This window comes from Kangiella sp. M94 (genome assembly GCF_054926195.1).
In genome coordinates this window covers 1,489,634-1,516,521 of the sequence record NZ_CM142903.1, presented here as the reverse complement: position 1 = coordinate 1,516,521, position 26,888 = coordinate 1,489,634, and the positions used below count along the sequence as shown (strand labels likewise).

Sequence of the window (26,888 nt, the reverse complement as noted above, 5' to 3'; positions counted from 1 at the left end):
TTCGCCTTTTTTATAAGGATTAGAGTAACTTAACCGAATTAACGAAATATGAAGCTAATCTCATATTGCAGAAATGACTTTTATTATAAAAAAAACTAATGCTTACCCCTAAAAAATATCCAGCGAATTTGTCTTAAAAATGTCACATAACAGGAGTAGAATTCACTCCGTAACAGAGACATAGAGTCATTAACTGAAGGAGATAGACATGAACGAGATTACTGAAGGTGCATTAGAGCTAGTAATTGCAGCACTTGTTGTTTCAATGTTAGTCATTGCATTACTATAAATTATGAGTCTTGTCAGAATTTATAATGAATTCTGATGATTCGCCCCTTTTGGCGTCTTAAGGGGCACCCCTATAGATTGTTTTGATTTAAAACTTACCCCCAAGTTTAGCCCACTTATGCTTTTGAGTGGGCTTTTTTTTGCTTAACGTTTCATGATAGCTTTAATCTTATCTTATTAAAGGCTGTCTACTCTTGAATCGATCCCCAATCCAAAACTCCGATAGCGCTACTACAGATGGCTTAAGCATCACCTTTATTGAGTCGCTAACTTCGATTTCCAGTGCTCAATGGCTGGCTTTGGGGGTTAAGGCCGGTGAAACCAATCCTTTTATTGATTACAGCTTTTTGCAGGCGTTGGAGGAAAGTGGCTCAGTCACAGCGGAGAAGGGCTGGAAGCCTATGCACCTTGTCGCCTATTACAATGACCAGCTTGTGGCTTTTATGCCGCTTTATATTAAAGGCCACTCCTTTGGAGAATTCGTCTTTGACTGGGCGTGGGCCAATGCTTACCAGCGGCATGGACTTGAGTATTATCCTAAAGCTTTGACTGCATCACCTTTATCGCCCATCACAGGCCCTAGATTGTTGCACAAGGGGCTTAGTACAGAGCAGCAACTTGCGATTATCAATACCGTATCTGAGTGGCTAAAACAGAACCACATCAGTTCATGGCATATCAACTTTCTGGATCGAGATGGCGTTGAGCTGCTGTCTAATAGTCCTTTATTATCACGTCGCGATATTCAGTTTCACTGGATGAATCAGGGGTACGCCTCTTTTGATGACTTTCTATCGAACCTCAAAGCTAAAAAACGTAAGAATATTCTGCGTGAACGACGTCAGGTTAATAGTCGTGGCTGGAGCTTTGAGTGGTTGTCAGGAACCCAGGCGACTGATGCTGATTGGCAGCTGTTTTACGAGATGTATAAGAAGACCTTTGATGAGAAGGGCAGTTGGTCGCAGTTAACGCCCGAGTTTTTCCCGCTATTGGCAAAGAGCATGGGCGATCAGGTGTTATTGTTGTTTGCCAGGAAAGACAATCAACGACTGGCCGGGGCTTATTTCATTCGTTCTAAGACACACCTTTATGGTCGCTATTGGGGTTCTTTGGTTGATGAAGAATATCTGCACTTTGAAACCTGCTATTACCAAGGGGTAGACTATGCCATTGGGCAGGGTCTTGAGGTTTTTGAGCCGGGCGCGCAGGGCGAGCATAAATTATCCCGCGGCTTTAACCCTGTGTTGACCTATTCATATCATGACATTGTTGAACCAGCTTTTCGGGAGGCAATTGATAAGGCGCTTCGTTACGAGGCCAAAGAAATTGATCACTTGTTAGACTACTATCAGGTGCATTCAGCCTACAAATCTCCCCCAAACCATTCATAGTCGCTATGCAGTAAGTATGCTATTGTTTTGCCATGTTTTCTCGAATGGAATAATGAATAAATGAAAATTGGTGGTATGAAAGATATTAGTGCAATTTTCCTGCAGGGATTGATTGCAATTCTGCCTATTTTGCTAACCATTGCCCTGATTGGTTGGTTGCTAGGTACGCTTGAAACCTATCTGCGTGAGATTTTGTTGCTGGTTATTTCTGAAGATGCTTATTGGCCGGGATTGGGTTTGATTTTAGGCCTGCTACTGATATTTGGCTTAGGGCTTTTGATTAAGTTTTATCTGGGGCAGTTGATTCTATCAGGGCTTAATAAGTTAATGGAACGCATTCCTTTTGTTAACACCATCTACAACGCTTTTAATGAGATCATGCGTTTCCTGTCCCCCGATAAAGACGAAGACTTGAAGCAGGCAGTTTTGTGCGAAGTGAGCGAGGGTGTCGAGGTGATTGGGTTTGTTACCGCCAGTGATGTTAGCTTGGGAGAGCGTGATGAGTTGGTTGCTGTTTATGTGCCCATGAGCTATCAAATTGGTGGCTTCACATTCTTCATGCCAAAGTCAAAGTGCAAAGATCTGGATATGTCACCCAGCGATGCCATGAAGAAAGTGCTAACTGCATCAATGGGAACGGATAAATCTGTCGTCACGCCAGACAAAGCCGATCTCATGAAAGATAAGAATGGCAATAAAGATAAAAATGATTCTGAGCAAGACTCTAAGAAAGACGCCAAGAAAAATAAGGGCGGCGATGATTAAGGCTAACTTTTTATGAGCGAGCAGTCGCAAGCACACCCTTTTAATAAGCTGACCCCAGATTTCATTCTTGATGCGATTGAAGCCCTGGGGTTTTATAGTGATGGCCGAATATTAACTTTGAACAGCTATGAAAATCGAGTCTATCAAATCGGTATTGAAGAGCAGCAGCCGATCATTGCTAAGTTTTATCGTCCAGAAAGATGGACGCAAGAACAAATTCTAGAAGAGCATGAGTTTACCACCGAACTTGCAGAATCTGAGTTACCGGTCGTTGCGCCATTGTCACTGCACAGCAAAACTCTGTTTGAGTATGACGGCTTCTATTATGCTCTGTATCCGCGCAAAGGTGGCCATGCACCGGAACTAGATGATCTGGATAGCTTGTTTACTTTGGGCCGATTTATAGGGCGCATTCACGCCTTGGGTGAGATCAAGCCTTATCAGTTTCGCCCCAGCTTAACTGTAGAAACTTTTGGCCAGCAAAGCTTTGAATATCTGATGGAGCATGCAGTACCTCGTGAGTACCATCTGCCTTATCGAACTCTAGCTGAAGATATACTGAAAGAAGTTAACCGGCAGTGGCAGGAAGTTGGGGAGCTTGACTATATTCGGACTCATGGCGATTGCCATATTGGTAATATTTTATGGCGTGATGACAATCCGCACTTTGTGGATTTTGATGATTCGAGGATGGCGCCAGCGGTGCAGGATTTATGGATGTTATTGTCCGGTGAGCGACCACAAAAGCTATCGCAGATAGCAGAAATAATCGAGGGTTATGAAGAGTTTCAAAAGTTTCCAGTAAAGCAGCTAAAATTAATCGAGCCATTAAGAACCCTACGCATGTTTTATCATAGTGCGTGGCTGGCAAAGCGCTGGAGCGATCCTGCATTTCAGCAGGCTTTTCCCTGGTTTGATTCGATTCGCTACTGGGAAGAGCAAATTCTTGATTTGCGTAGCCAGTTTGCAGAGCTGCAAGAGCCGACATTAGAGTTGCCAAACTTATGATATAAGGTTATATCTTTGTGTTAGCGAGGGCATAGAATGAATGTGCGCTGGTTTAGGGTAAGTTCAGATTTCATCTGCTAGGGTAGAGCAATGCATAAAAGACACTTACTATTAATTCTGATTACTGTCTCGGGCCTATGGCTTGGGGCTTGCTCCAGTTCGCCTGAGCGAGTGGCTAAAGATACACGACAGTCCAGTGAAGTAAAAACTGATGAGCAAGGCTCCACCAAAGGTGAGAATATTGCCAGAATGGCTCAATCGATGCTGGGCAAACGCTATCGTTATGGTGGTTCAACGCCTCAGCAGGGCTTTGATTGCAGCGGACTGGTCTATTTTACCCATACCCAGGTCGGTGATTATGTGCCGCGAACTTCGAGGGATCAGTTACAAGCTTCAAAAACGGTAACCTTGGATGAACTGGAGCCTGGTGACTTATTGTTTTACCGTATCAATGGCAAACCATCGCATGTCGGCATCTATATCGGCAATAAGCAGTTCGTTCACGCTCCTTCGAGCGGCAAAACCGTTTCAATTACCACTATGGATAATCCTTATTTTAAACCACGCCTGATTCGCGCTGGTCGCCTGTATAAAGAGTAAGTAAAGAATAAATAATGAGTAAATCAATCTAATGAACTGGCATTTGTATATTTTACGTTGCGGTGATGACACCTTATACACAGGTATCACTAATGATCTGCATCGTCGCTTTGAAGAACACCAATCCAATGGCCCGAAATGCGCCAAGTACTTGCGTGGCCGACAGCCGTTGACCATGATTTACCACACCGAATTTGAAAGTAAATCTGAAGCGCTTAAAGCAGAAATTAAAGTTAAGCGGCTGACCAGAGAACAGAAAAAACTATTGGCATCGGGTAAGTTAATAGTTAATGAGATTCCGCCTAAAAGTAATATAAAACTATAAGCCATAGGTCATAAACCATTATCAATGCAACACCAAGCCTTTAAGCTAACCATCACGCGTAGCAAGCGTAAAACCCTGGTCATCTATATACGTGACGAAGGTGTTGAAGTGCGTGCACCCTTAAAAGCACCACAAAACTGGATTGACGAATTTGTAGAACTCAAAAAGCCCTGGATTTTAAAAAAGCTAAAACTCCAACAGCAAAAGAACAGCGAGCGCTTAAAGCTTGAAGAGGGTGGAGCCATTTTGTTTTGTGGCAAAGAATATAGGCTTAGCCTTTCGCGTGGAAAAAATCAGGTTAGGGTAGAGAGCGATATGCTTTATATTCAAGCTCGCCAACTTGAAGAAGACTATCTTAAAAAACAACTTCAGAAATGGTTGCTGCAGCAAGCTAAAGAAAGCTTCGAACCTAGAGTCTGGCAAATCGCTTCAGCCATGGGTTTGGATGACAAAGTCCAAGGCGTTCGATTCCGTAAGACCAAAACCAAGTGGGGGCACTGTACCGCCAAAGGTGTATTACAATTTAACCCGCTTTTGATGATGGCTCCGATCTCCGTGCAAGATTATTTAATTATCCACGAACTGTGCCATCTGAAATACATGAATCACTCCAGCCACTTCTGGCAACTGGTTGAAGCCAATTGTACTGATTACCGAGAGTCAGAGCAGTGGCTTAAACAACATGGGCATAAGGTGTGGTGTTGAGACAATCATCTGTCTGATATCTATCATGAGCAATGTTAAAAATATTTGACATGTCGAAAAATTAGCTCTACCATAAATGTTAAATATTTTTAACATTGGGTGGTGATATGTCATTTAAAGAAAAATCAGCCTGGTTAATGCTTTTGGCTTTGGTAATTGCAACGATCTTATATACCTATTCTGTTATTCTAATCTCGAAAGAGATTGGACAACTTGTACCGCCTATATTTCCGAGCTTAATAGCTTATACAGTGATACTGGTCATCATTGCAGTCATTGGTCATATACTTTTGGCTGTACTTTCTCCGAAAGATGCTAGCAGTGGCAACGATGAGCGTGAAAAATTAATATTTGCTCGAGCAGGCGCAGCATCCAGCTTTGTACTTGCCTTTTGTGTTGTAAGCTCATTAGGGATTTACTTATTCACCTATAACGGACATCTGCTGTTTTATACCGTTTTTGGCAGCCTCATTTTGAGTCAGTTATTTGAGTATGTCGCACAAATATTTTATTTTCGCTCGGTTATTCACTAATGGCAAAGCAATTACCTATCGTCAATAAAGTCCGGGAGTTACGAGAACAAGCTTCCGGCTTGACTCAAGCAGAGCTCGGTGATGCCGTTGGAGTTACTCGACAAACGATAGCTGCAATAGAGCAAAGGCGGTACTCTCCATCTCTTGAAACAGCATTTAAGATTGCCAATGTGTTTGGTGTTGGGATTGAAGAAGTGTTCGCATGGGAAGAATGAGTCGGAAAGGCTAAGCTGAAAGAACCCTTAAATGGCTTATATAGTTGGGAGCGTGACTATTAACTTGGCTAAAAAGTAACCACAAACCCTACACATCGCTTTCAAAAACCGTTACAATCGCGCCAGAATTTTGCACTGGTTTTACGTTCCAGCGAGCGAGAGGTAACAATGAGTCAAACCAAATCTGTTTCAGCAGAATCGTCTGCTGTGTCTACATCATCTTCTGTTTATAACGAAACGACGCATCCGATTGTCGTTTGCGCCATGTATAAGTTTATCTCCCTTGATGATTTCGAGGCTATCCGTCAGCCATTGCTGGATGTGATGCTTAAGAATGAGATCAAAGGTACTTTGCTATTGGCGAAAGAGGGTATCAACGGTACTGTGGCGGGAACACGTCAGGCGATTGATGCTCTTCTGGCCTGGTTCAAGCATGACGAGCGTCTGGCTGATATTGACCATAAAGAGTCCTATGATGAAGAGATGCCCTTCTACCGCACCAAGGTCAAACTGAAGGAAGAAATCGTGACCATGGGCGTTGAGGGCATTGATCCGAAGCGTGTGGTGGGGACTTATGTGAAACCAAAAGATTGGAATGCTTTGATATCTGATCCTGAGGTGGTGCTGGTGGATACTCGTAATGATTACGAAGTTCAGATTGGCACATTCAAAGGCGCACTTAACCCAAACACAGAAACTTTCCGCGAGTTCCCTGAGTACGTTAAACAAAATCTCGATCCCAGTAAGCATAAAAAAGTGGCCATGTTCTGTACTGGCGGTATTCGCTGCGAAAAGTCGACTGCCTATTTAAAAGAGCAGGGCTTTGAAAATGTTTTCCATCTGGAAGGCGGTATCTTGAAGTACCTCGAGGAAGTACCGAAAGATGATACTCTATGGGAAGGCGAGTGCTTTGTTTTTGATAATCGAGTTGCTGTGGATCATGACCTGAAGAAAGGTCAGTATGACCAGTGCCATGCCTGTCGTATGCCGATTACTGCAGAAGAAATGCAACACGAGAAATACGAGAAAGGCGTGAGTTGTCCTCATTGTTTTGATCAGCAAACTCCCGAACAACGCCAGCGTTATGCAGAGCGTGAACGTCAGGTGCAACTGGCAAAAGCGCGCGGTGAAGAGCATATTGGTTCTGACGTGCTTACTGCAATTGCACAGCGCCGCCAACAGAAAAAGCGTATGAAAGATCTGCAGAAACAAGCGCAAAAGCAAAAGGCCAAGCGTTAAGTTATGCCTTTGGTCATTTCAAACAATGTTGTTCTTGCTGATTCTGAAATAGAGTTAACCGCCATCCGTGCGCAAGGCGCGGGTGGTCAAAACGTTAATAAAGTTGCTAGTGCGATTCATTTACGTTTTGATATTAACGCATCCTCATTACCTGAGTTTTACAAGACTGAATTGTTAGCGCTCAATGACAACCGCATTACTCAAGATGGAGTGGTGGTGATCAAAGCACAAAAACATCGTACCCAAGAGCGAAATCGTGATGATGCCCTGTCGCGTTTACGCGTTTTAATTCAGTCGGTTGCCAAGCCCAAGAAAAAGCGCATCAAAACCAAGCCATCCAAAGCTGCAAAACAACGACGTCTCGATAAAAAAACGCAACATGGGCAAAAGAAATCGATGCGCAAGAAACCGCAAATCTAATTCAAGCTTTCAAAGGTATCTTTTAACAGTTTCTCTGTGACTTCCCAACTAATGCAGCTATCCGTAATCGATTGTCCATAGGTTAGATTAGTGCCGAGCGACTGATTTCCTTCTCTTAAATGACTCTCCAACATGACGCCTTTAATGTGGTGGTTGCCCGCTATGATTTGTTTAACCACATCCTGCATGACCTTGGGCTGATTGTTATGATCCTTGTTCGAGTTGCCGTGACTACAATCGATAATAACCGCTGTATTAAGTTTTTTTTGCTGCAACTTGTTAATACAGTTAGCAATGCTTTGTTGATCATAGTTCGGCTGAGTTCCGCCCCGTAAAATGATATGGCAGTCAGGGTTTCCTCGCGTATGAAGCAGGGCGGTTTGACCACTGTTGTCTATACCAATAAAACTGTGCGGCGATGATGCAGCCAGAATGGCATTGACAGCTGAATCAAGCGAACCGTCGGTGCTGTTCTTAAAGCCGACTGGCATCGATAACCCCGATGCCATTTCGCGGTGAGTCTGCGATTCGGTGGTACGCGCACCAATGGCTGACCAACTGATGAGATCGGAAATGTATTGTGGAGAGATGGGGTCGAGCGCTTCAGTGGCTACGGGCAGCCCTAATTCTGCAAGCCATAGCAGAAGTGAACGAGCCTTACGAAGGCCCAGGTTAATATTATTGCTACCATCCAATTCTGGATCATTTATCAAACCTTTCCAGCCAATATTGGTTCTCGGTTTCTCAAAATACACTCGCATAATGATGAAAAGCTTATCGCTATACTCCTGATGAAGTTTATGCAGCCTTGTGGCATATTCTTTTGCACTGTCGATGTCGTGAATAGAGCAGGGGCCACTAATAACCATGAGCCTTTTATCATGGCCGTTTAAAATCTTCTGAATGGTTGAACGGCTGTTTACGACCGTACGTTTGGCCTGTCCCGATAGCGGCAGATGATGTTTGAGCTGCTGTGGTGGTGTCAGCAGATCAAGTCGCTCAATATTGGCATTCTCAACTTTAGTCTGTTTGATTGGTATGGGGTTAGCTGAGTTCATTGTTTTGCTCCGAGTGTTCAATAATCGAGGTGTCCAGCTTAGTAGCGACAACATCATGTTTCGCGTAACAACCTAGGCAATGTAATGTGTTGGCAGTTTTTTCAAGTTCCATCAGAGCTTTCGATACATTGTCATCGTCCGTATTGCCTTCCAGGTCAATATAAAAGCGTTCATGCCAAGGTTGGGTGGGGATTGGACGCGATTCGAGTTTACTCATATTGATCTGATACTTCTTCAGGATCTGCAAGCAGTCGAGAAGGGCACCCGGCTGCTGTCCGGTTTCCAGAGCTAAAGTGGTTTTGGCTGGTATCGCGGATGGAACTCGAATGTCCTGTTTTGCGATCAATAAGAACCGAGTGTAGTTCTCCTGGTAGTTGTTGATAGCATAGGATAAAACTTTTAACCCAGACTGTTCGGCTGCTTGCTCGCTGGCAATGGCACCAATGCTTGGATTCTGATATTCGGCCACTAGCTTAATTGCTGAGCTGGAGCTACTGCGGAAATGACTCTCGATATGAGGATGCTCAAGGAAAAACTTTTTGCATTGGGCAATCGCTTGAGGATGTGAATACACATTTCTTAACGTTTCGATAGAAGATTGTTCAGTGCCTACCAGGCAATGACGAACTTTTAGTTTTTCTTCACCGACTATTTTAAGATGATGCTCTGCAAGCAGGTCGTAGATTTCGGTAATGTTTCCTGAGGTAGTATTTTCGATTGGCACAATACCCAAATCCACGGAACCATTGTCTACCTCCTTGAAGATTTGCATGAAGGAGTGGCAATGAACCGTCCGTAGCTGCTGCCTTTTTGTTGAGAAGTGATTCTTTAAGGCTATGTGGCTGTATGATTCCGGTTCCCCAAGAACGGCTACCTGGGTTGTCTGTACTTGATTTTCCTGCTGTTCCTGTAGAAAAAAATCATACTGACTCCTTACTGAGTCTTCGATAATACTGTGGAATAGCGTCAGTGTTGTGTTAGGGGCTATGCCATACGCTTTCCCTTTATCAATAAGGCGTGCAAGTAATTTCTTTTCTTGACTCTCATCTCTAATCTCACCTTTATTTGCCAGCTTGTAGGCGGCAACTTGCAAGCTCAGTTGACGCCTCTGAGCAAATATATTGAGAAGTTCTGAGTCGAGATTACCGATCGCCTCTCGAAGATGATTTAGATCTGCTTCTGGTTTATTCATGTCTTAGTCTCTTAAATGGTGCTCTCTTAAAATGCTGTAGGCAAAAAAAAACCTCCCTGGAGGGAGGTTTTTCAGCTGTTCTTTGTGTTTTACTTTTTAACTTTTAACTATGCGAACAAGACTCCTCCGAAAATTTCAGAGTAAAGAAATAAAAGTAAAACTGTTGGATGCGCTTGTTCATGACTCAATCGTATTTAGCTATGATGATTCTGTCAACAGTATTATTTGTTAAACCTTCCGCTTATTCACTTAGGCTATATGAACTTGCTTGAATATGGAGTCAAGTGTAGATATATCTGAGAGTGTTGTGTAGAATTCATTTCGTTCGCTTTCCACTACCGGTTGTTTGCACTGTCATAACGTAAAGGGATGTTGCGGAATGACAAATGGCGGTTTATCACTGTTAGTAAAACATTAACGGTTCGGGATAGTATTTAATAAGTGGCTTGATTTCTCGCTTAAGCCAACTCAAATTTGCTTATTGAATACTCGCCATGATGGACAATCGGTATATAGCTGAAGGAAAGCTAACTAAGACCTTTCTTAATTTGTTTTACGTAAGGTTCTACCCCAGAGTCGCTATATGACTGTATGACTGAGCAGTCTGTAGCGGCTCGCCTTTTCCTTCTCAGTACCTTTCAAATCATTTTTCCTGTTTGCTTAACAATTCCGGTACTATCACAAAGATTTACAGACTCCTTGTTGGTCAAAGAGGAAGCTACTGCTATGCTGTGATGGTAGATGTTACGTAATAAGGAGAGTTCTATGGCACAACTTAAACGTACTAAAGATCGTGTGATTGCAGGAGTTTGTGGTGGGCTAGCCAAGTGGTTGGGCTGGGAGCCTAATCCAACTCGCTTACTCTATGCAATATTGACTATTTTCACTGCCTTTGCAGGAGTCATTGTTTATTTGGTTTTATGGATTGTGATGCCAGAAGAGGGAGTATAGGAATAATAAAATAGCCTCTGGTAATTTACCAGAGGCTATTTCTGATGACTCAATGTGTCGTTTAATATCCAGCTGCTTGTCCATCTTTACGAGACTCTGAAGCACCATAATAAACGCCTTCTTCTTTATCCCACATAATGGCCTGGTAACCACCAAAGCCACCGTTACCAAAACGAACATCATGGCCACGTTGCTGTAAGTCACGCAACACCTCTTGTGGTACGCCTGATTCAAACTCAACATAGCCACCATTTTTCAAATAAGCTGCCTGGCTTTCCGTCGGTTCTGTTGAGCCCATATGCTGCCAACGTGGCGCATCGCCTGCTTCCTGAACATTCATGCCATAATCCACCATGTTGATCAGGATTTGTACATGTCCTTGTGGCTGCATGGCTCCTCCCATCACACCATAACTCATGAAGGGTTTACCGTCTTTGGTGATAAAGGCTGGAATGATGGTGTGGAAAGGGCGCTTACCGGGTTCATACACATTGGCGTGCTTAGGATCCATGGAGAATAATTGGCCACGATCCTGAAACACAAAGCCAAGTCCCGGAGTGACTACGCCAGAACCCATGCCGCGATAGTTACTTTGAATCAGGGACACCATGTTGCCGTCTTTATCGGCTGTGGTCAGATAAATAGTGTCGCCTTCTTCAAGTCTGGGGTTGCCAGCTTGAACCGTGCGAGCCGCACGTTTACCAATCAACTCAGCCCTGTGCTTGCCATATTCCTCTGATATCAGCTCATCAATGGGCTGCTCGCTAAAGTCTGTATCTGCATAGAACTTGGCTCGATCTTCGAAAGCCAGTTTTTTAGCCTCAACCAGTGTGTGCAAAGATTCCGTGCTATTAAAGCCCATGGCTTTTAAATCGAAATTTTTAAGAATTTGCAGCATTTGCAACGCAGCGATTCCCTGACCATTGGGTGGCAGCTCCCATAAGGTGTAGCCTTTGTAATCAACACCTAACGGCTCAACCCAGTCTGAAGTGTGCTTGGCAAAGTCTTCGTAACGCAGGTAGCCGCCATTTTCTTTCATGAAAGCATCAATCTTGCGCGCGATTTCACCTTTATAGAAAGCATCACGACCTTTTGCAGCAAGAGTGCGGTAGGTATTTGCCAAATCAGGGTTCTTGAATATCTGGCCTTTACGAGGAGCTTTGCCATCAATGGTAAAGCTTTCAGCGAAAGCGCCGGGTTGCGGGCTTAGGCGGGGAACACTCAGGTTCCAGTAGTAAGCAATCAATTCAGTAACCGGAAATCCATTTTCAGCGTAGCTAATCGCCGGTGCTAGAACTTGCTTCATTGGCAATTTGCCAAATTTATCGTGTAATTCAAACCATCCATCAACTGCGCCCGGTACTGATATGGGTAACATGCCGTAGGGCGGAAGATCGTGGCGATTTAATTGATCGAGTTCAGTTTTCAACTCGTTATAAGATAAGCCAAGAGGCGAGCGTCCAGAAGCATTGAGGCCATGGAGCTTCTTGTCCTTGGCGCTCCAGACAATGGCGTATAAGTCGCCGCCAATGCCGCTACCGGTGGGTTCCATTAAGCCCAGAGCAGCATTCGCTGCAATGGCCGCGTCAATGGCATTGCCACCTTGCTTCATGACATCCAAAGCAATTTGGGTCGCTAAAGGATGGCTGGTTGCCGCCATACCATGCTGCGCAATAACTTCAGAGCGTGTGGCGAAGTCTTTACCAGTCACTCGGTCGGCGGCTTGCAGGCTTGTTGTAAGCATTGTGGCGGATAAGCCTAGTGATAATGTGAACAGAGCGAGGTTTCTGAATAATAGTTTCATGAATTTTCTCCTGTGGTGTACTGGCACTCTAATAAACTTTGCCCTATAAATAAATATAGCGTTAAGATAATAGTTCAAATAACAGAGAAATATAGAGGATAACTATGATTGGAGTAGGTGATACTTTACCTAACGTAACCCTGAAAGTGATGAGCAAAGATGGGCCACAGGATATCTCAACCGATGAGATTTTCTCAGGCAAGAAAGTCGTTTTATTTGCTGTGCCTGGTGCTTTTACCCCTACCTGTAGTGAAGCGCACTTACCTGGTTTCGTGGCGCAAGCAGATGATATCAAGTCTAAAGGCGTTGATACCATCGCCTGTATGTCGGTCAACGATGTATTTGTGATGGATGCCTGGGGTAAAGCTCAAAATGCTGATGACATTATGATGGTGGCGGATGGCAATGCTGACTTTACCGAAGCAATGGGTATCGAAATGGATGCTACCGGCTTTGGGATGGGGGTACGCAGCAAACGTTTTGCCATGATTGTTGATGACGGCGTTGTAAAAGCGCTGGAAGTTGACGAGAAGGGCTTCGAAAAAAGTTCTGCGGAAAATATTTTGAGTAAACTATAATAATTAGTTCATCTAATAGAAAAAAGGCCAGCTTGAAAACTGGCCTTTTTTCAATGTTCGATTATTAAGATTTCTGGTTTGCTTGCTCGTCACTAATTTCAGTGGCATTTTTTGCTTTTTCGTTTTCTTCGGCCAGTTCTTTCAAGGTTGCTTCAATACCAATTTGAGCAATTCTTTCACGATATTGAGTGGCATAACTTTTAGCCATGCTAACACCTTCAATAATGACGTCAGTTACCAACCATTTGTCGTCAGCTCCCAACTTAAGACGATAATCAATCAGGATGGGCTCGCCTTCTTGAGGAACAATCACAGAACGGACATTGGCTGTGTTGCCACTGGTTGAGTATTGGGTGTCTTCATAGGTGATTGGTTGACCTTCGTAGTTAGCCAAGCCTTTGGCATAACTGTTAAGTAACAAACTGATGAACTGATCAATGAAGGTCTGGCGCTGCTCTTCTGTGGACTCGGTCCAGTATTCACGACCTAAGATACGCTTGGCCATGTACTCAGTGTCCACTTCAGGAAGCAAATAAGTTTCAATCAGCCCTTTAGCATAATCAGCATCAGTTTTGATTCTGTCTTTATTTTCAAGAATCTCGCTACTGATTTGTTTCGTCACTTCTTCTAAGTGTACTTTCGGGTCGACTTTTGCATTTGCGGCAAAGCTCAATCCAATAAGTACCAACACTGCAAGCACTTGATTAATGATGCGTTTCATAGGTTCACCTTAACCTTATCAATATTTGGTTGTTATGCTTAGACGCTATTAACGTCAGAAATAGCCATTTCTAAATTGGCTGTTATTTTACTATTGCTTGCTATCCTAAACAATCAAACTTAACACAAGCTTAATGTGAAATTTGTAACACCTCACACATTATGGATACAATTGAATAACTATTGGTAAATCAACTGGTTAAGCTTGTTTGTTGATGTCAGATACAGCGCGCGGGCTTGGGTAATCCGGCAATTTTAGTAGCCTGCTTAGCGGGGCCTTCGGGAAACAGGATGTGCAGATAGATACTGGTTCCTTTTTCCGGTGACCACTCTTTCGCCAAATACTTTACTAATGGGCGAATCGAAGGGCTGGTATTGAACTCTTCGTAGAACTTGCGAACGTACCATACTACCTGCCAGTGGTCATCGGTCAGCTCAATGCCTTCTTCGTTGGCAATGGCGTTGGCAATGTCTTCATTCCAAAGGCTTGGCTCGGTTAAATAACCCTGTTTATCTCGTGGTAATTCTGCCAGTAAGTCTTTCATCACTAAACCTTACAGCCAGGAAACTGATTTGTCGTATTCTAGTGTCAATTTTACGAATTTAGGGTAGTCGACCAATTCCCATCCGTTTTCAGCTTTTTCATGTAATCCACGAGCGATGAGATCTTCCTCTAAAACATACTGTTTTAAACCTGATAACTGTTTTGTATCATCGGCAGCCAATACAACAGCATCTTCAATTAGCAAAATACCGTCATGCTCACTGATGTAAGGTAATGCTTCATCAAGTTTTTGTGGCTGGTTAATAATATACAGGCTTTTCATAAACCAACCTTCACAGTGTTAAAACAAAATCGCTTTGCGAGATTGTCGTTTTTATTTGGTCGCTTGCCACCATTTTTAGATCTTCGATGTCAATTAACTCATCTTTAGTTAGAGCGAATTGTTGCATGGCTGCTTGTTCAACAAGCACTTCTTCAATGCCATACAATGGCAGTGCTTTAAAAGTGGCCGAGTGATTTTTGATATTAAGAATATCCGGCTCTTGTCCTTTTAATAACTGATAAATACCGTGCTTAACAAAAACAGCTGTTATGGGCATATCGAAAGCTGCTGCCATTAAAGCAATGTCCAGTAGCTCACGGCCGGCTTGTGAGCCGTAGGGTGCTTTGTTAAATACAATACAAATGGATTTATTCATAGCATTCATCCAAATGTAATGAGGCGATCACTTTCCAGCATCGCTTCTGTTAATTGTCCGAGACCACTGATTTCAAAAGCTGGATCCAGATTGTCACCGGTTAAGGCATTACGCTCTGCCTCAGTTGCGTTGACGACTCCACGTTTATTGGCGGCGGTAACGCAAGCAACAAGTTCGATATCTTTTTCAATGGCCAACTTGGCCCAGGCTTTGGTTAAATTAATTTCATCAGCGGGAGGAGCGTGTAAACGACTAGCTACTAGTACACCATCCGCATAAAAGAAGACGCGCATGAGCTGGTGCCCTTGTTCAAGCAAGGTTCTGGCAAATTGAATAGCGCTAAACTGCCCCTGAGAAGAGTAGGGATTAGCGGTAACGAGTAATGAAAAAGTTGCCATAAAGAAAAGCGGTATGCTTTGTTAGCCTGGTCAGTTAATGCGATGCGCTATTTTAGCAGAGAGTGACAGGCAGTCCTAGCGGTGAAGTAAATAGTGACATATGAAAAAGGCGTCCGTAGACGCCTTAAAACTGCTAAAGGATTAAGTATTAGTCGAGGCCTAGCACTTCTTTCCCTTGTTTAAAGACAACGTCAACAGGGATTTGTTTTTCTTCCAGCATTTTCAGGTCACTCGCCAATTGGTCATCAATAATGCCTTGCTGTTCTAACAGTTGCTTGGCAGCTTCATAATCACCATCGCCCTGGATGGTCAGGATTTTATTGGAAAGGGCATCAATTGCTGCCGTCATTTTGTCAAAGTTGACCTTGTACAAACCTGTCTCCGGATCGCGGCTGAAGGCGCCAGCTTCTTTAAAGAAGTTAAAGCGAACCATATTGGCACGCCCGTGAGCACTGGATGCACCAAAGCGAACGGAGCGGAAGATACCGGCAAGGAAGGTGACGTAGTTGTCCATCAACTCGCCATCTTTAATTTCACCTTTGTCGTACAGTTTGCTGACCATGTAGAGACCAAGAATATCGGCTTTACCTTCTTCCAGAGCTGAAGCGGTATCTTTAAGTGCGGCACGGACAGTGTTAGATCCATCAATGGTGTTTTTAATACCGAGGCCATGTGCAACTTCGTGGAACATGGTGTTGGCGAAGAAAGCATCAAAAGTAATATGCTTACGCTGTTCTGGCGCAATCAACTGTTCAGAGATGGGTACCAGAATTTTGTCAAACTTGGCGCGCATGGCATTTTTAAGCTGCAGGCGACGCGTACCTTTCGCCAGCTGTACCTGTTCGTCATTGGGTAAGTTAATGGCAATAGTTTTTGAGCCTGCATTACTATCGCCCGCATAATAAACTACATCGTATGCATTCAAGTCGCTGTCTGTGCCTGGCATCTCTTGTTTGTAGTTGTCTTCAACAGGTAAGCCTTTTTGTAGCTCAGGTAGAAAAGCAGCAAAGCGTGATAGACGTTCGCTCCACTCTAAATCTTTGATTAGCACATAAGCGGAAAAAGCGGTTTTGTACCCAAAAAGCTGATCTTCGTAGTTTTCAATTGGGCCAATCACAACTTCAACTGGGTTGGTTTTCATGTCCATCCAGGCCAAATCAGACGGTTGATAGTTATCGGTTAATAAGGCGTCAGCACGCAGCTCCAGGTATTTCTTGAAACCTTCATTTTCAGCGAGCAAGGCGGCTCCTTTTAATAAACGACTGGCTTCTTCAAGCTGATCTTTATAGGCAACCGAATACGGGACAAGTTTTAGGTTGCCACTGTCATCGCGACGCACCAGTGAGTATTGCCCGTCTTTATCTTCCTGCTCCCAGGCTTCGAATTGAGCAACAGTCATATCAGCAGGGTAAAATTGTGCGCCTTTATTTTTAACCTCGTAACCTTCAATAAAAGGTTGGTTACCGTCCAGGCGATCCCAAGGGCCGTAGTTAATGATGGCAAACTGTTTAGCCTTAGGATTTTCAATTTTGGCTAGCAGTGCTTCTTTATCACCGTAAGCTTGTTTCCAGAAAAGGTTGTCCATGATTTTCGCAGCGTCAATCAGCAGGCTAATCATTTTCTTCTGGTTATCGGATAAATGCGAAAGGTCACTGGTTAGCGTAAAAGGCGCATAAATGTCAAAGCGGCTATAGTCCGTACTTTCCTTAACAGCATCCTGATCAGTGCCTGGAGTTTTTGTTTCACCAGTAACTTCAGCTTGTTGCTCGTTAATCGCCTGTGTTTCAACTGTGTCTGAGTCATTGCTGCAACCGCCAAGTGCTAATGCGATGGCAAATGATAATGTGCATACTGTTTTATTCAAAAAAAAGGTCTTATTCATAATAATGTCCTGATATTTCTAATATCGATTAGTACTTACTGAATACGTATTTTTCGCGTTTTACTTGTTTTACGCCAAATTCTTTGTCTTTTAAAAGATTAAATACGTCATCAACCATATTCGGGTTACCGCATAAATAGACTAGATCTGTTTCTGGATTGGGTTCAAAGCTTTCTAACTTGTGCTGAACGTAGCCTTTTGAGCAATTGGATGGTAACGGTTCTTCTCTACTCAAACAGCGATGGAAGAATATATTATCTTGTTCAGCGGCATGCTTAAAATCGTCCAGATAAAACATGTCTTCTTCATATTGAGCGCCAAACAGAATATGAAACTCTGTGTCTGGATAATTATTGAGCTGGTTGAGCATACAGCGATAGGGCGCAACCCCTGTTCCGGTGCCTACTAAAAATACCCTTTTTGGCAACTCTTCAGGGAGGTATAAGAGTCCAAATGGACCGGTAATATCAATCTCTAGCCCAGGCTCAGCATTAAAGAAGAATTCAGTTGCCTTACCGCCTTCAACGTAAGCTACCACAATCTCAAGGTATTGTGTGTTCTCGGGGCTTTGCTCAAGGTTGGCGATGGAGTAGCTGCGTTTTAATGGCTTATCGCCTTCGTGTGGCAGGATAAAGGATACGAACTGCCCTGGAACGTAGGTAAAGTGCTTTGGTTCCACGAACTTGAATACAAGCTTATGGACTTTCGGCGTTATTTGTTGGTTTTCGGTTAATGCAACACGAAAAGTGGGTAATGGCATACGAGCTCTCAATCTTCTATTTTGCTGTCATTATAGGTTATAGCTCTGAAATTTCCACAAGCGAAAGCGTGCAGTCATTTGCAAATAGTCTGTTTTTTAATTCAGGAAGGATTCAGTTGCCGATTGTTTTAATGGAGTCATTAATCAGTAATTGCATGGTTTTATCTGCCTTTATAGCAAGATTCAAGCAGTGAAAAGGCATCGGGTACTAGGAGTCCATTATGAAAATAGCAAGAACATTATTACCTCTTGGGGTGACCTTATCCTCGATATTGTTTGCAGGACAGGTTGTAGCAGGGGAGCCTCAGGTTCGTATTGCTGGCAAATCAGCTACCACCAGTATAGTTGAGAGTGAGAAGCAAGCTGAGAGCACCACTAATGAAGTTGAAAAAGAGGCTATTGATGTTAATCGCACTTCAACTTACTCCTCAAAGCAGGTGACCACAAACTTGAAGGCTGAGTTGCAACTTGAGCTGGATAAATCACCTGACAAAACTCGTAGCGCAATGCGCGCGCAGAAGAGTGAACTTCCAAAAGCATCCGAGAAGGGTTCTAGTTCAAGTCTCAACCATCTATATTTTTATGATGCGTCAGTTTATCTCTCAGAAGATTATGATGCTGATGGCTATTACACCAAGCTAAGCGTTAACTTTGATGTGGATGCTTATTACGATGAATATTATGACGTTTATGCTGAAATGTTTATTCGTAAAAATGGAGACAGTGAGTGGACGCATTATTACACAACTAATGTGTTTAGCATTTACGGTGATAACTCTTCTGATGATTATACGGTCACCACCAGGCTTAACAGTGGCTTTCCACCGGGACGTTATGAGGTACTGATTGATTTGTTTGAGTATGGCTATTCAGGTGTGGTGGATACTTTTACTGAATATGATGACCCTGATTTAGGTTGGTTGCCGCTTGAGGACAAAACCTATGAGTCTGGCAATGTATCAAGCGATACCTGGGTGAGCACGGTTAAAACAGAGATCTGGACGGATAACGATAACGATGGATTCTATCGTGATTTTACCATTAGTTTCGATGTAGACACCGAACAAAGCTCAAGAGATGTTTATGCAGTGCTATACCAAAAAAGACCTGGTTACAGCTGGGAATATGAAACTGAAACTACTGTGTTTACAGTGGTAGGCTCCAGCGCTGATGATGTGATTTCAATTGATGCAGAATGGCAGTCTGGCTACCCAACGGATTACTATGACTTCAGAATTGAGCTGATTGATGCCGACACCGGTGAAATATTAGACGATGTGTCCAGTGAGTTTTCGCCACTGCTTGAAGTGCCATTGGAAGATGCAGGTCGTGATACACAAAGCACAGTAGTAAACCCACCTCCGTCATCGACCAGCTATGGTTCGGGTGGAGGAAGTTGGGGGCTGCTTGGACTTTCAATGCTGGGATTATTTGGCTGGGTCCGTAGAAAGAGCTAAGCAGTAAAGGGAATAGATATTTCTCACTTGAAAAGCAGCTGTGTCCCAGCTGCTTTTTTTGTCGTTTATGATCAGACCAGAGCTTTCTTGTACTCTATGATTGCTTGTAATATCCTGTTACAAGTTTTGCCACCATAAGCTTTTGTTTAAATTACAATAACGACCATTCTGAAGGAAACTCAAAAACTATAATGTGTCTGTTTAAAACTAGTATTACTTCTCTAGCGCTTGCACTTTTTTCATCAGCAATCTTCGCTAAACAAATCGATTCGCTGACAGTCCCCTTTGTAGAAGGTGAAATAACTCTGGACGGCAAGCTTGATGAGGCCATTTGGCAATCTGCAACGCAAGTCACTTTGGATTATGAAACCCGCCCAGGTGAAAATACAGCGGTACCAGTCAAGACTACTGCCTACATTGCTCAAAATGGCTCGTCATTATTTGTTGCTTTTATTGCAGAAGATCCTCAACCGCAAAACATACACTATTCTTATTCTGATCGAGATACTACCTGGGGTGATGATCAAGTTGGCTTTAAGGTGGACACTTTTAATGATAGTCGCAAAGCCTATAACTTCTTTGTTAATGCCGCAGGTATTCAGTCTGACAGTATTGAAGATGATATTACTTTCTCCGAGGACTCTTCATGGAATGGTATTTGGTATAGCGCCGCTAAAATTACAGAAACAGGTTACGCTGTTGAAATTGAGCTTCCTTTTAAAGTGTTACGTTTCCCAGACGATAAAAATATTAAAACCTGGGGTATTGATTTTGTTCGCTTTTATCCACGTGGTTTTATGCATCGTTTTGCACTGTCACCACAGAAACGAGATGTTAATTGCTACGTTTGCCAGATCGATAAGGCACAAGGATTCGAGAATATCGAAAGTGGTCGCAATCTTGAAGTAACACCTTATGTTGCGGCACAGGATTCTCAAACCCGCAACCCACCTACCGAGCCTGAGTGGCAAGGCAATGGTATCGACTGGGAGACGGGTATGGACGTGCGTTGGGGAGTAACGGATAGTTCAACACTTAATGCCACTATTAACCCTGATTTTTCTCAAGTTGAAACAGATGCCGCTCAACTGGACGTTAACGCTCAATTTTCTTTGTTTTATTCAGAAAAGCGCCCTTTCTTTTTAGAAGGAGCTGAGTACTTCAGAACGCCATTTACTTTGCTGCATACCAGAACCATTGCTGACCCAGATTTTGGCGCTAAATATATCGGTAAATCTGAGGGACACTCTTATGGCATTCTGGCCAGTAGAGACCAGCAAACATCTTTTTTAATTCCTGGCAGCCTGAGTTCTAGCTTTGCAACTCTACGAAATCCAGATGGCAGTAATATGGAGTCGAATATATTTGCTGCTCGATATGCTTATGACCTAGGTGAAAAATCCCAACTAGGCGGCATGGTTACCCACCGTGGAGGCGAGGGGTACAGCAATAGTGTGGCAGCTATTGATGGTAAATATTCAATAACAGATGTCGACGAGTTTCGTTATGAAGTGATGTATTCAGACTCTGAAAATCCACAACAGTTACAGCAGGAATATGGACTTGCTCCAACCAGCAGTGGTTTAGGTTACCGACTGAATTATTCTCACAATGGACGCAATTGGGATGTTTTCGCTACTCATATTGATTTTGACAAGGACTTTCGGACAGATGTTGGTTTTAAACCTCAGGTCGGTTATGACCGACAGGCCTTTGGAGTGAAGCGTGTATGGTATGGCGATCAGGCGAAAGATGACTTCTTTTCGGATTATAGTGTTCAAGTAAAAGGTGAGCGAGTTACAGAGTATACTGATCAGAAGCTATGGGATCTGGCAACTGTTACTTTGAATGCAAATGGTGCTTATCGTTCTGGCTTTAACCTGGTCGGTAATGTGAGTTATGAGTTTTATCAGGGTGGTTGGTTCCCACAAAAATACTATTCCCATGACGGATCTTTTTATCCTGATAACTCGCTACAGTTAGGTTATTCCATTAAGTGGGGGGACAGTCTTGATTATCGCCATGCAAGAGCTGCCGAGCGAAACGCCTATGGTCTTTTTGCTAAGTGGCAAGTGACACCTCATTGGGCCTTCAATGGGGAGTGGGAATTTACTGATTTTGATGTAGAGCAGGGACAGTTATTTAAAGCGGATATCTTTAACTTTGATTCACGCTACCATTTTGACGAATACAGTTATGTTAAGTTAGTGATTAGATATACGGATGTTGATTACAATGCCGCTTTGTACTCGAATCCTGATCAGGTGAGCAAGGAAACGCTAGTTAATAGACAATTACTTTATGGCTATAAGTGGAATCCAAGAACTGTATTTTATTTAGGGTACTCTGATAATGGATTTGAAAATGATACCGTGAATCAGTTTGAAAGAACCGGCAAAACGTTCTTTTCGAAGTTCAGTTACGCATTTCAGTTTTAACCTGGTATATAAGCAAAAAAAGCAGCCAAAAAAGGCTGCTTTTTTGTGTCCGACTTGCTTAAATTATTAAGCAAAAAATCGCTTATGTGCTTCTTCCGACAAAGCCAATCCACTGACATGGGCTCGCTCTAAAAGCTGCCAATAATAACGATAGGTGGCGCGGTCATGGAGTTCACCATCATATTGAATAGGGCCCCAGTGATTATCTTGAGCTGCGACTAATATATTGGCGGCATCTTTGACTTCAGAGTAATCCGGTTTCATGGCGTCCACTATTGATTGAATTTGGGTAGGATAAATACTCCACATACGTAAGAAACCAAATTCATTACGAGCGCGCTCTGCATCTTTGTAAGTTTGGTAAGGATTCTTAAGATCAAGTGTTACGTTATGCGAAGGAACTACTCCATTGGCTAAAGCCGCCGCTGACATTTCGGTTTTCGCACGAGCGAGCAGCGGATGATCAAACTGGCCAGGACTACGCATGGAGGAGGCTGGAATCGCTCCTTGGTGACTACTGACAAAATCCATCATGCCAAAGTCCAAAACCTGTACCGTATCAATTTTGGCAATCTCCCAAACCTCTTTTAAAGCACCATGTGTTTCGATTAAAACATGCACTGGAATCTTCCGTTCAATGCCATGTTTGTTGCATAAGGACTTTATGTAATCGACCATCTCCTGAGTATGGGCGGCGCAGGTTGTTTTGGGGAGGGTAAAGTAAGTAACGATGTCACCAATTTTAGGAATCAGAATATCAAGGTCGGCTTGCCAGTGAGGATGCTGGTAGTCATGAATTCGGACGCCAGCCATTTTGTGCTTGTTTGCATCGCTTGAAAGCACTTCGGCAATCATGGTCGCATGCTCTTTTTCTTTACCAGCCTGGGCGCCATCTTCGCAGTCACAGGTGATGTCGAATACGGGGCCAATGGTATCCTGCATTTCGAGTGCTTTTCGGATTAATTTTTCACTGCCAGCGAAGTGTTCGCAGCTTGGAATGACCGGAAACGGCTTTTCGGCATCAAATAATGCATCTTTAGGATGAACCATTGAACTCACTATATTCTCCTTACTTATCAATAAGATAATTTAAGTTGCAACCTATTAGCTGGGTGCGATGTCTAATTAATACTATCGTGCGCCGAATAAAATTCAAACAAAAATTTGAAATAATCGTTTGAATATGATTTATTTATGTCAAATAACTGGTCGGATTAGTTAAAATGATGCAAGAGCATTCTTTTTTGGAAAAAGTAGACGAACAGATCGTGTTGGGGGGCTTCTGGCCAGGAATTCAGCTGTATTATCCACCAGTTAAGTACTCTCCGGCCGATGGTGTTTATGAAACGATGGAGCAGGCCTCTGCTCGCATGCGTAAGTACGCACACAATACCAGTGCGCACACTTTGCTATTTGATCTTGAGGATGGTTGTCGGCAGAAAGCCATGAGCCGAGAGTTATTACGTCAAGAACTCCCATTATTTGAGAGTCGAACCTTTCAAATCGCAGTTCGTATAAATCCCTTCAGAACCGACGAATATGAAGAAGACTTGAAGCTTATCCGTGACATGTCTGATTATATTGATGTGATCGTTTTAGCCAAAGCGGGCGAGGTGTATGGGGCAGCTGAAATTCGCGACTTGTCATCATGGCTGGTCAGTGTTAATCCTAAGATTGAAATTCAACCTATTATTGAACATCCACGCTCTCTGAAAATATCCCCTGAACTGATGCAGTACTCAACCGTGCGCCATGTGGTGTTTGGTATTCATGACTTTTCTAAAGCAATGGCTATTCATCTCACTCCCGAAGGCTGGATTGATGAACTGAAAACTTATCTACGCATGTTACTGCTGGAAGCACGCATTGCCGGCACAGGTGTGATAGGTGGCGTTGAAGTTTTAATCAATAAAACACCGATGCCCGAAAATTACATTGAGCCACATGACGTTCGTCGTTGGTTAGACTTGCATGGCGAAAGAGAGTCTCATGTAGTGCATCGCCATGCTTTGGTTGAAGCGCAAATGGGATTAACAGGTAAGCAGGTCATTCATCCATTTCATATTCATTTGTGTAAAGTGGCGTTCACACCATCGCCATTACAGATTGAGCGTAACGTTAAAGTGCTGCAAGCAGCAATTGATGCCGATGCTTTGTTAGGCGGTGCAATTAAGTTTGAAGGTGAAATGCTGGATCCTCCTATGTTTGGTAAAGCGCTGCAAAGTTTGCTACGGGCCTATGCGCTGAAATCGCTGGATGAGAAAGATAAGGCTTTTGCCCTGGACGTTCTGAAACGCTTACCGGTTCATGTGATCCGTGAGAACTGGCCGTATGGAATGATTTAAGGATTATTATGAAATATTCCTTTGAAAGCATTGTTCACTACAATCAGGATATCGACGAGTGGCAATGGCAACTGCCCAGTCACTTTAATATTTGCGAGGCATGTGTCGATCAGCATGCGAGTACCGAGAAAGCCAATCAAGCAGCGCTTATTGTCGAAGATGAGTCACTAGGAACCAGTCAGGTAACTTATGCTCAGTTAGCTCAGAAAACTTCACAGTTTGCAAACCTCTTGCAATCTTTGAATGTCGACGTGGAAAATCGAATATTAATTCGCCTGCCTAACTCTCTGGAATATCCGGTAGCATTTTTCGGGGCGATTAAATACTCTGCGATTGCCGTCCCAACGTCCACTTTGTTGGCTGCCAATGAGGTCGCTTATCTGGCAAATGACTCACAGGCTAGTGTGCTTGTTACCCACAAATCCATGTGGCGAGAATTAGAAGGCGAATTAAAGAATACGGGCATTAAAATCGTGTTCTTAACGGGGACCGGGGAGTTACCGCAATCCGATGAATTTCATTTAGTTGATTTTAATGATGCGTTGAATGGTGTATCAGTAGAATTTACACCGGTCAAAACCGCTGTAAACGATCCCGCCTATCTTGTTTATACGTCTGGGACTACTGGCTACCCCAAAGGTGTACTGCATGCGCAAAGAGCTCTATTAGGTCGCTTGCCAGCCAGTCGTTACTGGTTTGATTTTCAGGAAGGTGTCACCGAGCGTATTATGCATTCCGGCAAATTTAACTGGACCTATGTGTTAGGTTCCGCGCTGATGGATCCATTATTGCATGGCCATACTGTGATTGCCTATGAAGGACATAATGATGCGCATACCTGGCCGAAATTGATTCAAAAGCACGAGTGCAGTATTTTCATCGGTGTACCCACCATTTATCGGCAGATTATTCAAAAGACTGAATTCAGTGGTAAAGATTTACCATCCCTTAAACATTGCATGAGCGCAGGCGAACACCTTTCCGATGAAATGCAATCTTTGTGGGAGGAGCGATTCAATGCTCCGATTTATGAAGCAATCGGTATGTCCGAGATTTCTTACTATATTTCTCAGCATAAACAAGCCAAAGTTGTGCCAGGGGCTGCCGGTTTTGTGCAACCTGGGCATCAGGTTGCGCTGTTGAATGAAGACTTGCAAGCTGTGGCAAATGGCGAAGAAGGGATGATTTGTATTCGGGCCGATGATCCTGGTTTATTTTTATCTTACTGGAATCTGCCAGAAGAAACGGTAAAGGCGGTTCATGATGGCTGGTTTTTTACCGGTGACTATGCCAAGCGTGATGAACAGGACTATATCTGGTTTTTAGGTCGCAAAGACGACATTATCAATACTTTCGGGTTTCGTGTTTCACCACATGAGATAGAACGTGTTATTAAAGCTCATCCTGACGTTGCTGACTGTGTTGCTTTGGGGGAGGAAGTTGGCAAAGATAAAGTGTTGGTTGTGGTATGTGTTATACCAGAGCAAGGAAAACAAGTTACAGAAGAGCAGATTTTAGATTATGGCCAACATCAGTTGGCAAAGTACAAAGCCCCAAAGAAAGTCTATTTGGTGCGTGACTATCCTCGTACCAAGAATGGCAAAGTGCTTCGCAAGAAGCTGCTGAAAGATTTAGAACAACATTTACTTTAACTCATGAACCGCAAAGTGATTAAACCTATAGGAACAATGATGGAATCAAGTCTTAATTATCGTCCACGCAGAACCATGCTGTATGTGCCCACACATGTTGAGCGCTTTTTGCAGAAAGCCAGAGGTTTAGCTGCTGATAGTGTCGTTTTCGACTTGCAGGAATCGGTTCCACCACAACATAAGCAAACGGCTCGGGATTTGTTGCTTAAGGCTTTTGAGCAGTCGCCAACTTTTGAGTACTCAGAGCGTATCGTACGGATTAACCCGTTACATACTGAATGGGGGGAGCAAGATTTAAAGGCGATTAAAAATCTGGATATCGATGCGATATTACTCCCTAGAATAGAGTCTGCAAAAAGCTTACTAAAATATATCGACCAGATTGATGAAGTTCGAAAGGATAACATCAGTGTCATGATTAACATTGAAAGCCCATTAGGCGTCTTGCATGCCGAAGAAATCTGCGCCGCCAGTGAGCGTGTATCCTGCGTTGTCATGGGCGTTACTGATCTATCTAATGAGCTGAAAATCACTCAGACCAATGATCGTGCTGGCTTGCTGACCAGTTTGTCTTTGGTAGTATTAGCAGCGCGAGCCTATAAGAAGTGTGTGATTGATGGTCCACACTTTGATTTAAAGAATGTTCAAGCCTGTGAGTTTTCCTGTCGTCAGGCACGCGATCTTGGCTTCGATGGTAAAGCGGTGGTTCATCCTATTCAATTGGACTATACCAATGATGCATTCACTCCAAAGCTAGATGATATCAATCGGGCAAAAGCTATTATCACTGCAATTAAACAAGCCAATGAAGAAGGGCGTAATGTTGCTGTGATAGATGATCGACTGATTGAACCTTCGTTAAGAGAATGGGCTGAACGGGTGCTAACACTTTATGATACCGTTAAAGAGTTGGGGCAAAACGAACTGATTGGCACTAGCCGATAGGCGCTATTTAAGGTAG

At 43.3% G+C, this 26,888-nt stretch carries 28 protein-coding genes; 17 read left to right on the top strand and 11 right to left on the bottom strand.

Annotated elements, in window-relative coordinates; translation table 11 throughout:
* Positions 1 to 482: 482 nt before the first annotated feature.
* The 10 genes from ACYTXU_RS06945 to arfB all read left to right on the top strand — a co-directional run bounded on the left by ACYTXU_RS06945 (position 483) and on the right by arfB (position 7,489).
* Positions 483 to 1,679: a GNAT family N-acetyltransferase gene (locus ACYTXU_RS06945; protein ID WP_462205886.1), complete on the top strand. Its 1,197-nt coding sequence runs from the start codon at positions 483 to 485 to the stop codon at positions 1,677 to 1,679.
* A 60-nt stretch (positions 1,680 to 1,739) separates the two neighbouring features.
* A complete protein-coding gene (locus ACYTXU_RS06940) occupies positions 1,740 to 2,444 on the top strand; it encodes a DUF502 domain-containing protein (RefSeq protein WP_462205885.1) in 705 nt (234 codons plus the stop codon).
* Between the two features lie 12 nt (positions 2,445 to 2,456).
* On the top strand, positions 2,457 to 3,452 hold the full coding sequence (locus tag ACYTXU_RS06935; protein ID WP_462205884.1) for a serine/threonine protein kinase: 996 nt from the start codon (positions 2,457 to 2,459) through the stop codon (positions 3,450 to 3,452).
* 90 nt (positions 3,453 to 3,542) lie between these two features.
* Positions 3,543 to 4,052: a C40 family peptidase gene (locus ACYTXU_RS06930; RefSeq protein ID WP_462205883.1), complete on the top strand. Its 510-nt coding sequence runs from the start codon at positions 3,543 to 3,545 to the stop codon at positions 4,050 to 4,052.
* 31 nt (positions 4,053 to 4,083) lie between these two features.
* Positions 4,084 to 4,377, top strand: a complete 294-nt coding sequence (locus ACYTXU_RS06925) for a GIY-YIG nuclease family protein (protein ID WP_462205882.1) — start codon at positions 4,084 to 4,086, stop codon at positions 4,375 to 4,377.
* Positions 4,378 to 4,401: 24 nt separating this feature from the next.
* Positions 4,402 to 5,082, top strand: coding sequence for a M48 family metallopeptidase (locus ACYTXU_RS06920; protein WP_462205881.1), 681 nt, complete (start codon positions 4,402 to 4,404; stop codon positions 5,080 to 5,082).
* Positions 5,083 to 5,189: 107 nt separating this feature from the next.
* Entirely contained in the window at positions 5,190 to 5,615 is a 426-nt protein-coding gene (locus tag ACYTXU_RS06915) for a hypothetical protein (protein WP_462205880.1), read from the top strand.
* Positions 5,615 to 5,830, top strand: a complete 216-nt coding sequence (locus tag ACYTXU_RS06910) for a helix-turn-helix transcriptional regulator (protein ID WP_462205878.1) — start codon at positions 5,615 to 5,617, stop codon at positions 5,828 to 5,830. The genes ACYTXU_RS06915 and ACYTXU_RS06910 overlap by 1 nt, the downstream gene beginning before the upstream one ends.
* Before the next feature lie 264 nt (positions 5,831 to 6,094).
* The gene (gene trhO, locus ACYTXU_RS06905) at positions 6,095 to 7,069 is read left to right on the top strand and encodes an oxygen-dependent tRNA uridine(34) hydroxylase TrhO (RefSeq protein ID WP_462209376.1); all 975 of its coding nucleotides are present in this window, start codon (positions 6,095 to 6,097) and stop codon (positions 7,067 to 7,069) included.
* Positions 7,070 to 7,072: 3 nt separating this feature from the next.
* Entirely contained in the window at positions 7,073 to 7,489 is a 417-nt protein-coding gene (gene arfB, locus ACYTXU_RS06900; protein WP_462205877.1) for an alternative ribosome rescue aminoacyl-tRNA hydrolase ArfB, read from the top strand.
* On the opposite strand, the gene ACYTXU_RS06895 is transcribed toward arfB, so the two are convergent.
* Together ACYTXU_RS06895 and pheA are read right to left on the bottom strand one after the other, a co-directional pair.
* Entirely contained in the window at positions 7,486 to 8,523 is a 1,038-nt protein-coding gene (locus tag ACYTXU_RS06895) for a 3-deoxy-7-phosphoheptulonate synthase (RefSeq protein ID WP_462209375.1), read from the bottom strand. The genes arfB and ACYTXU_RS06895 overlap by 4 nt on opposite strands.
* Positions 8,524 to 8,533: 10 nt before the next feature.
* A complete protein-coding gene (gene pheA, locus ACYTXU_RS06890; protein ID WP_462205876.1) occupies positions 8,534 to 9,739 on the bottom strand; it encodes a prephenate dehydratase in 1,206 nt (401 codons plus the stop codon).
* Between the two features lie 765 nt (positions 9,740 to 10,504).
* Here pheA and ACYTXU_RS06885 point away from each other — a divergent pair.
* Positions 10,505 to 10,690: a PspC domain-containing protein gene (locus tag ACYTXU_RS06885; RefSeq protein ID WP_462205875.1), complete on the top strand. Its 186-nt coding sequence runs from the start codon at positions 10,505 to 10,507 to the stop codon at positions 10,688 to 10,690.
* Positions 10,691 to 10,751: 61 nt separating this feature from the next.
* Here ACYTXU_RS06885 and ggt read toward each other — a convergent pair whose 3' ends face one another.
* Positions 10,752 to 12,494: a gamma-glutamyltransferase gene (ggt, locus tag ACYTXU_RS06880; RefSeq protein WP_462205874.1), complete on the bottom strand. Its 1,743-nt coding sequence runs from the start codon at positions 12,492 to 12,494 to the stop codon at positions 10,752 to 10,754.
* A 104-nt stretch (positions 12,495 to 12,598) separates the two neighbouring features.
* On the opposite strand from ggt, the gene ACYTXU_RS06875 reads away from it, so the two are divergent.
* Complete coding sequence (locus tag ACYTXU_RS06875; RefSeq protein WP_462205873.1) at positions 12,599 to 13,072, top strand: redoxin family protein; 474 nt, start codon at positions 12,599 to 12,601, stop codon at positions 13,070 to 13,072.
* A 64-nt stretch (positions 13,073 to 13,136) separates the two neighbouring features.
* Here the strand turns inward: ACYTXU_RS06875 and ACYTXU_RS06870 are convergent, their stop codons facing one another.
* From ACYTXU_RS06870 to ACYTXU_RS06840, 7 genes are all read right to left on the bottom strand, one after another.
* Positions 13,137 to 13,793, bottom strand: coding sequence for an MlaC/ttg2D family ABC transporter substrate-binding protein (locus ACYTXU_RS06870; protein WP_462205872.1), 657 nt, complete (start codon positions 13,791 to 13,793; stop codon positions 13,137 to 13,139).
* A 217-nt stretch (positions 13,794 to 14,010) separates the two neighbouring features.
* On the bottom strand, positions 14,011 to 14,337 hold the full coding sequence (locus ACYTXU_RS06865) for a TusE/DsrC/DsvC family sulfur relay protein (RefSeq protein ID WP_462205871.1): 327 nt from the start codon (positions 14,335 to 14,337) through the stop codon (positions 14,011 to 14,013).
* 9 nt (positions 14,338 to 14,346) lie between these two features.
* Positions 14,347 to 14,619: a sulfurtransferase complex subunit TusB gene (gene tusB, locus ACYTXU_RS06860; protein WP_462205870.1), complete on the bottom strand. Its 273-nt coding sequence runs from the start codon at positions 14,617 to 14,619 to the stop codon at positions 14,347 to 14,349.
* 10 nt (positions 14,620 to 14,629) lie between these two features.
* A complete protein-coding gene (tusC, locus tag ACYTXU_RS06855; protein WP_462205869.1) occupies positions 14,630 to 14,995 on the bottom strand; it encodes a sulfurtransferase complex subunit TusC in 366 nt (121 codons plus the stop codon).
* A gap of 5 nt (positions 14,996 to 15,000) precedes the next feature.
* Positions 15,001 to 15,393: a sulfurtransferase complex subunit TusD gene (gene tusD, locus ACYTXU_RS06850; protein ID WP_462205868.1), complete on the bottom strand. Its 393-nt coding sequence runs from the start codon at positions 15,391 to 15,393 to the stop codon at positions 15,001 to 15,003.
* Between the two features lie 148 nt (positions 15,394 to 15,541).
* Positions 15,542 to 17,275, bottom strand: coding sequence for a dipeptidyl-peptidase 3 family protein (locus tag ACYTXU_RS06845; protein ID WP_462205866.1), 1,734 nt, complete (start codon positions 17,273 to 17,275; stop codon positions 15,542 to 15,544).
* A gap of 28 nt (positions 17,276 to 17,303) precedes the next feature.
* Positions 17,304 to 18,035: an FAD-binding oxidoreductase gene (locus tag ACYTXU_RS06840; RefSeq protein WP_462205865.1), complete on the bottom strand. Its 732-nt coding sequence runs from the start codon at positions 18,033 to 18,035 to the stop codon at positions 17,304 to 17,306.
* A gap of 221 nt (positions 18,036 to 18,256) precedes the next feature.
* Here ACYTXU_RS06840 and ACYTXU_RS06835 point away from each other — a divergent pair, with 221 nt between their 5' ends.
* Positions 18,257 to 19,492, top strand: a complete 1,236-nt coding sequence (locus ACYTXU_RS06835; RefSeq protein ID WP_462205864.1) for a choice-of-anchor H family protein — start codon at positions 18,257 to 18,259, stop codon at positions 19,490 to 19,492.
* Positions 19,493 to 19,683: 191 nt separating this feature from the next.
* Positions 19,684 to 21,930, top strand: coding sequence for a carbohydrate binding family 9 domain-containing protein (locus ACYTXU_RS06830; RefSeq protein WP_462205863.1), 2,247 nt, complete (start codon positions 19,684 to 19,686; stop codon positions 21,928 to 21,930).
* A 66-nt stretch (positions 21,931 to 21,996) separates the two neighbouring features.
* Here ACYTXU_RS06830 and ACYTXU_RS06825 read toward each other — a convergent pair whose 3' ends face one another.
* The gene (locus ACYTXU_RS06825) at positions 21,997 to 22,989 is read right to left on the bottom strand and encodes an HpcH/HpaI aldolase/citrate lyase family protein (protein ID WP_462205862.1); all 993 of its coding nucleotides are present in this window, start codon (positions 22,987 to 22,989) and stop codon (positions 21,997 to 21,999) included.
* A gap of 164 nt (positions 22,990 to 23,153) precedes the next feature.
* Between ACYTXU_RS06825 and ACYTXU_RS06820 the strand changes: the two genes are divergently transcribed.
* The 3 genes from ACYTXU_RS06820 to ACYTXU_RS06810 are packed head-to-tail and all read left to right on the top strand — an operon-like array spanning position 23,154 to position 26,872.
* Positions 23,154 to 24,275, top strand: a complete 1,122-nt coding sequence (locus ACYTXU_RS06820; RefSeq protein WP_462205861.1) for an HpcH/HpaI aldolase/citrate lyase family protein — start codon at positions 23,154 to 23,156, stop codon at positions 24,273 to 24,275.
* 8 nt (positions 24,276 to 24,283) lie between these two features.
* The gene (locus ACYTXU_RS06815; RefSeq protein ID WP_462205860.1) at positions 24,284 to 25,927 is read left to right on the top strand and encodes an acyl-CoA synthetase; all 1,644 of its coding nucleotides are present in this window, start codon (positions 24,284 to 24,286) and stop codon (positions 25,925 to 25,927) included.
* A 36-nt stretch (positions 25,928 to 25,963) separates the two neighbouring features.
* Positions 25,964 to 26,872 carry an HpcH/HpaI aldolase/citrate lyase family protein gene (locus tag ACYTXU_RS06810; protein WP_462205859.1) on the top strand — a complete coding sequence of 303 codons (909 nt, stop codon included), beginning with the start codon at positions 25,964 to 25,966 and terminating at the stop codon, positions 26,870 to 26,872.
* The last annotated feature ends 16 nt before the right edge of the window (positions 26,873 to 26,888 follow it).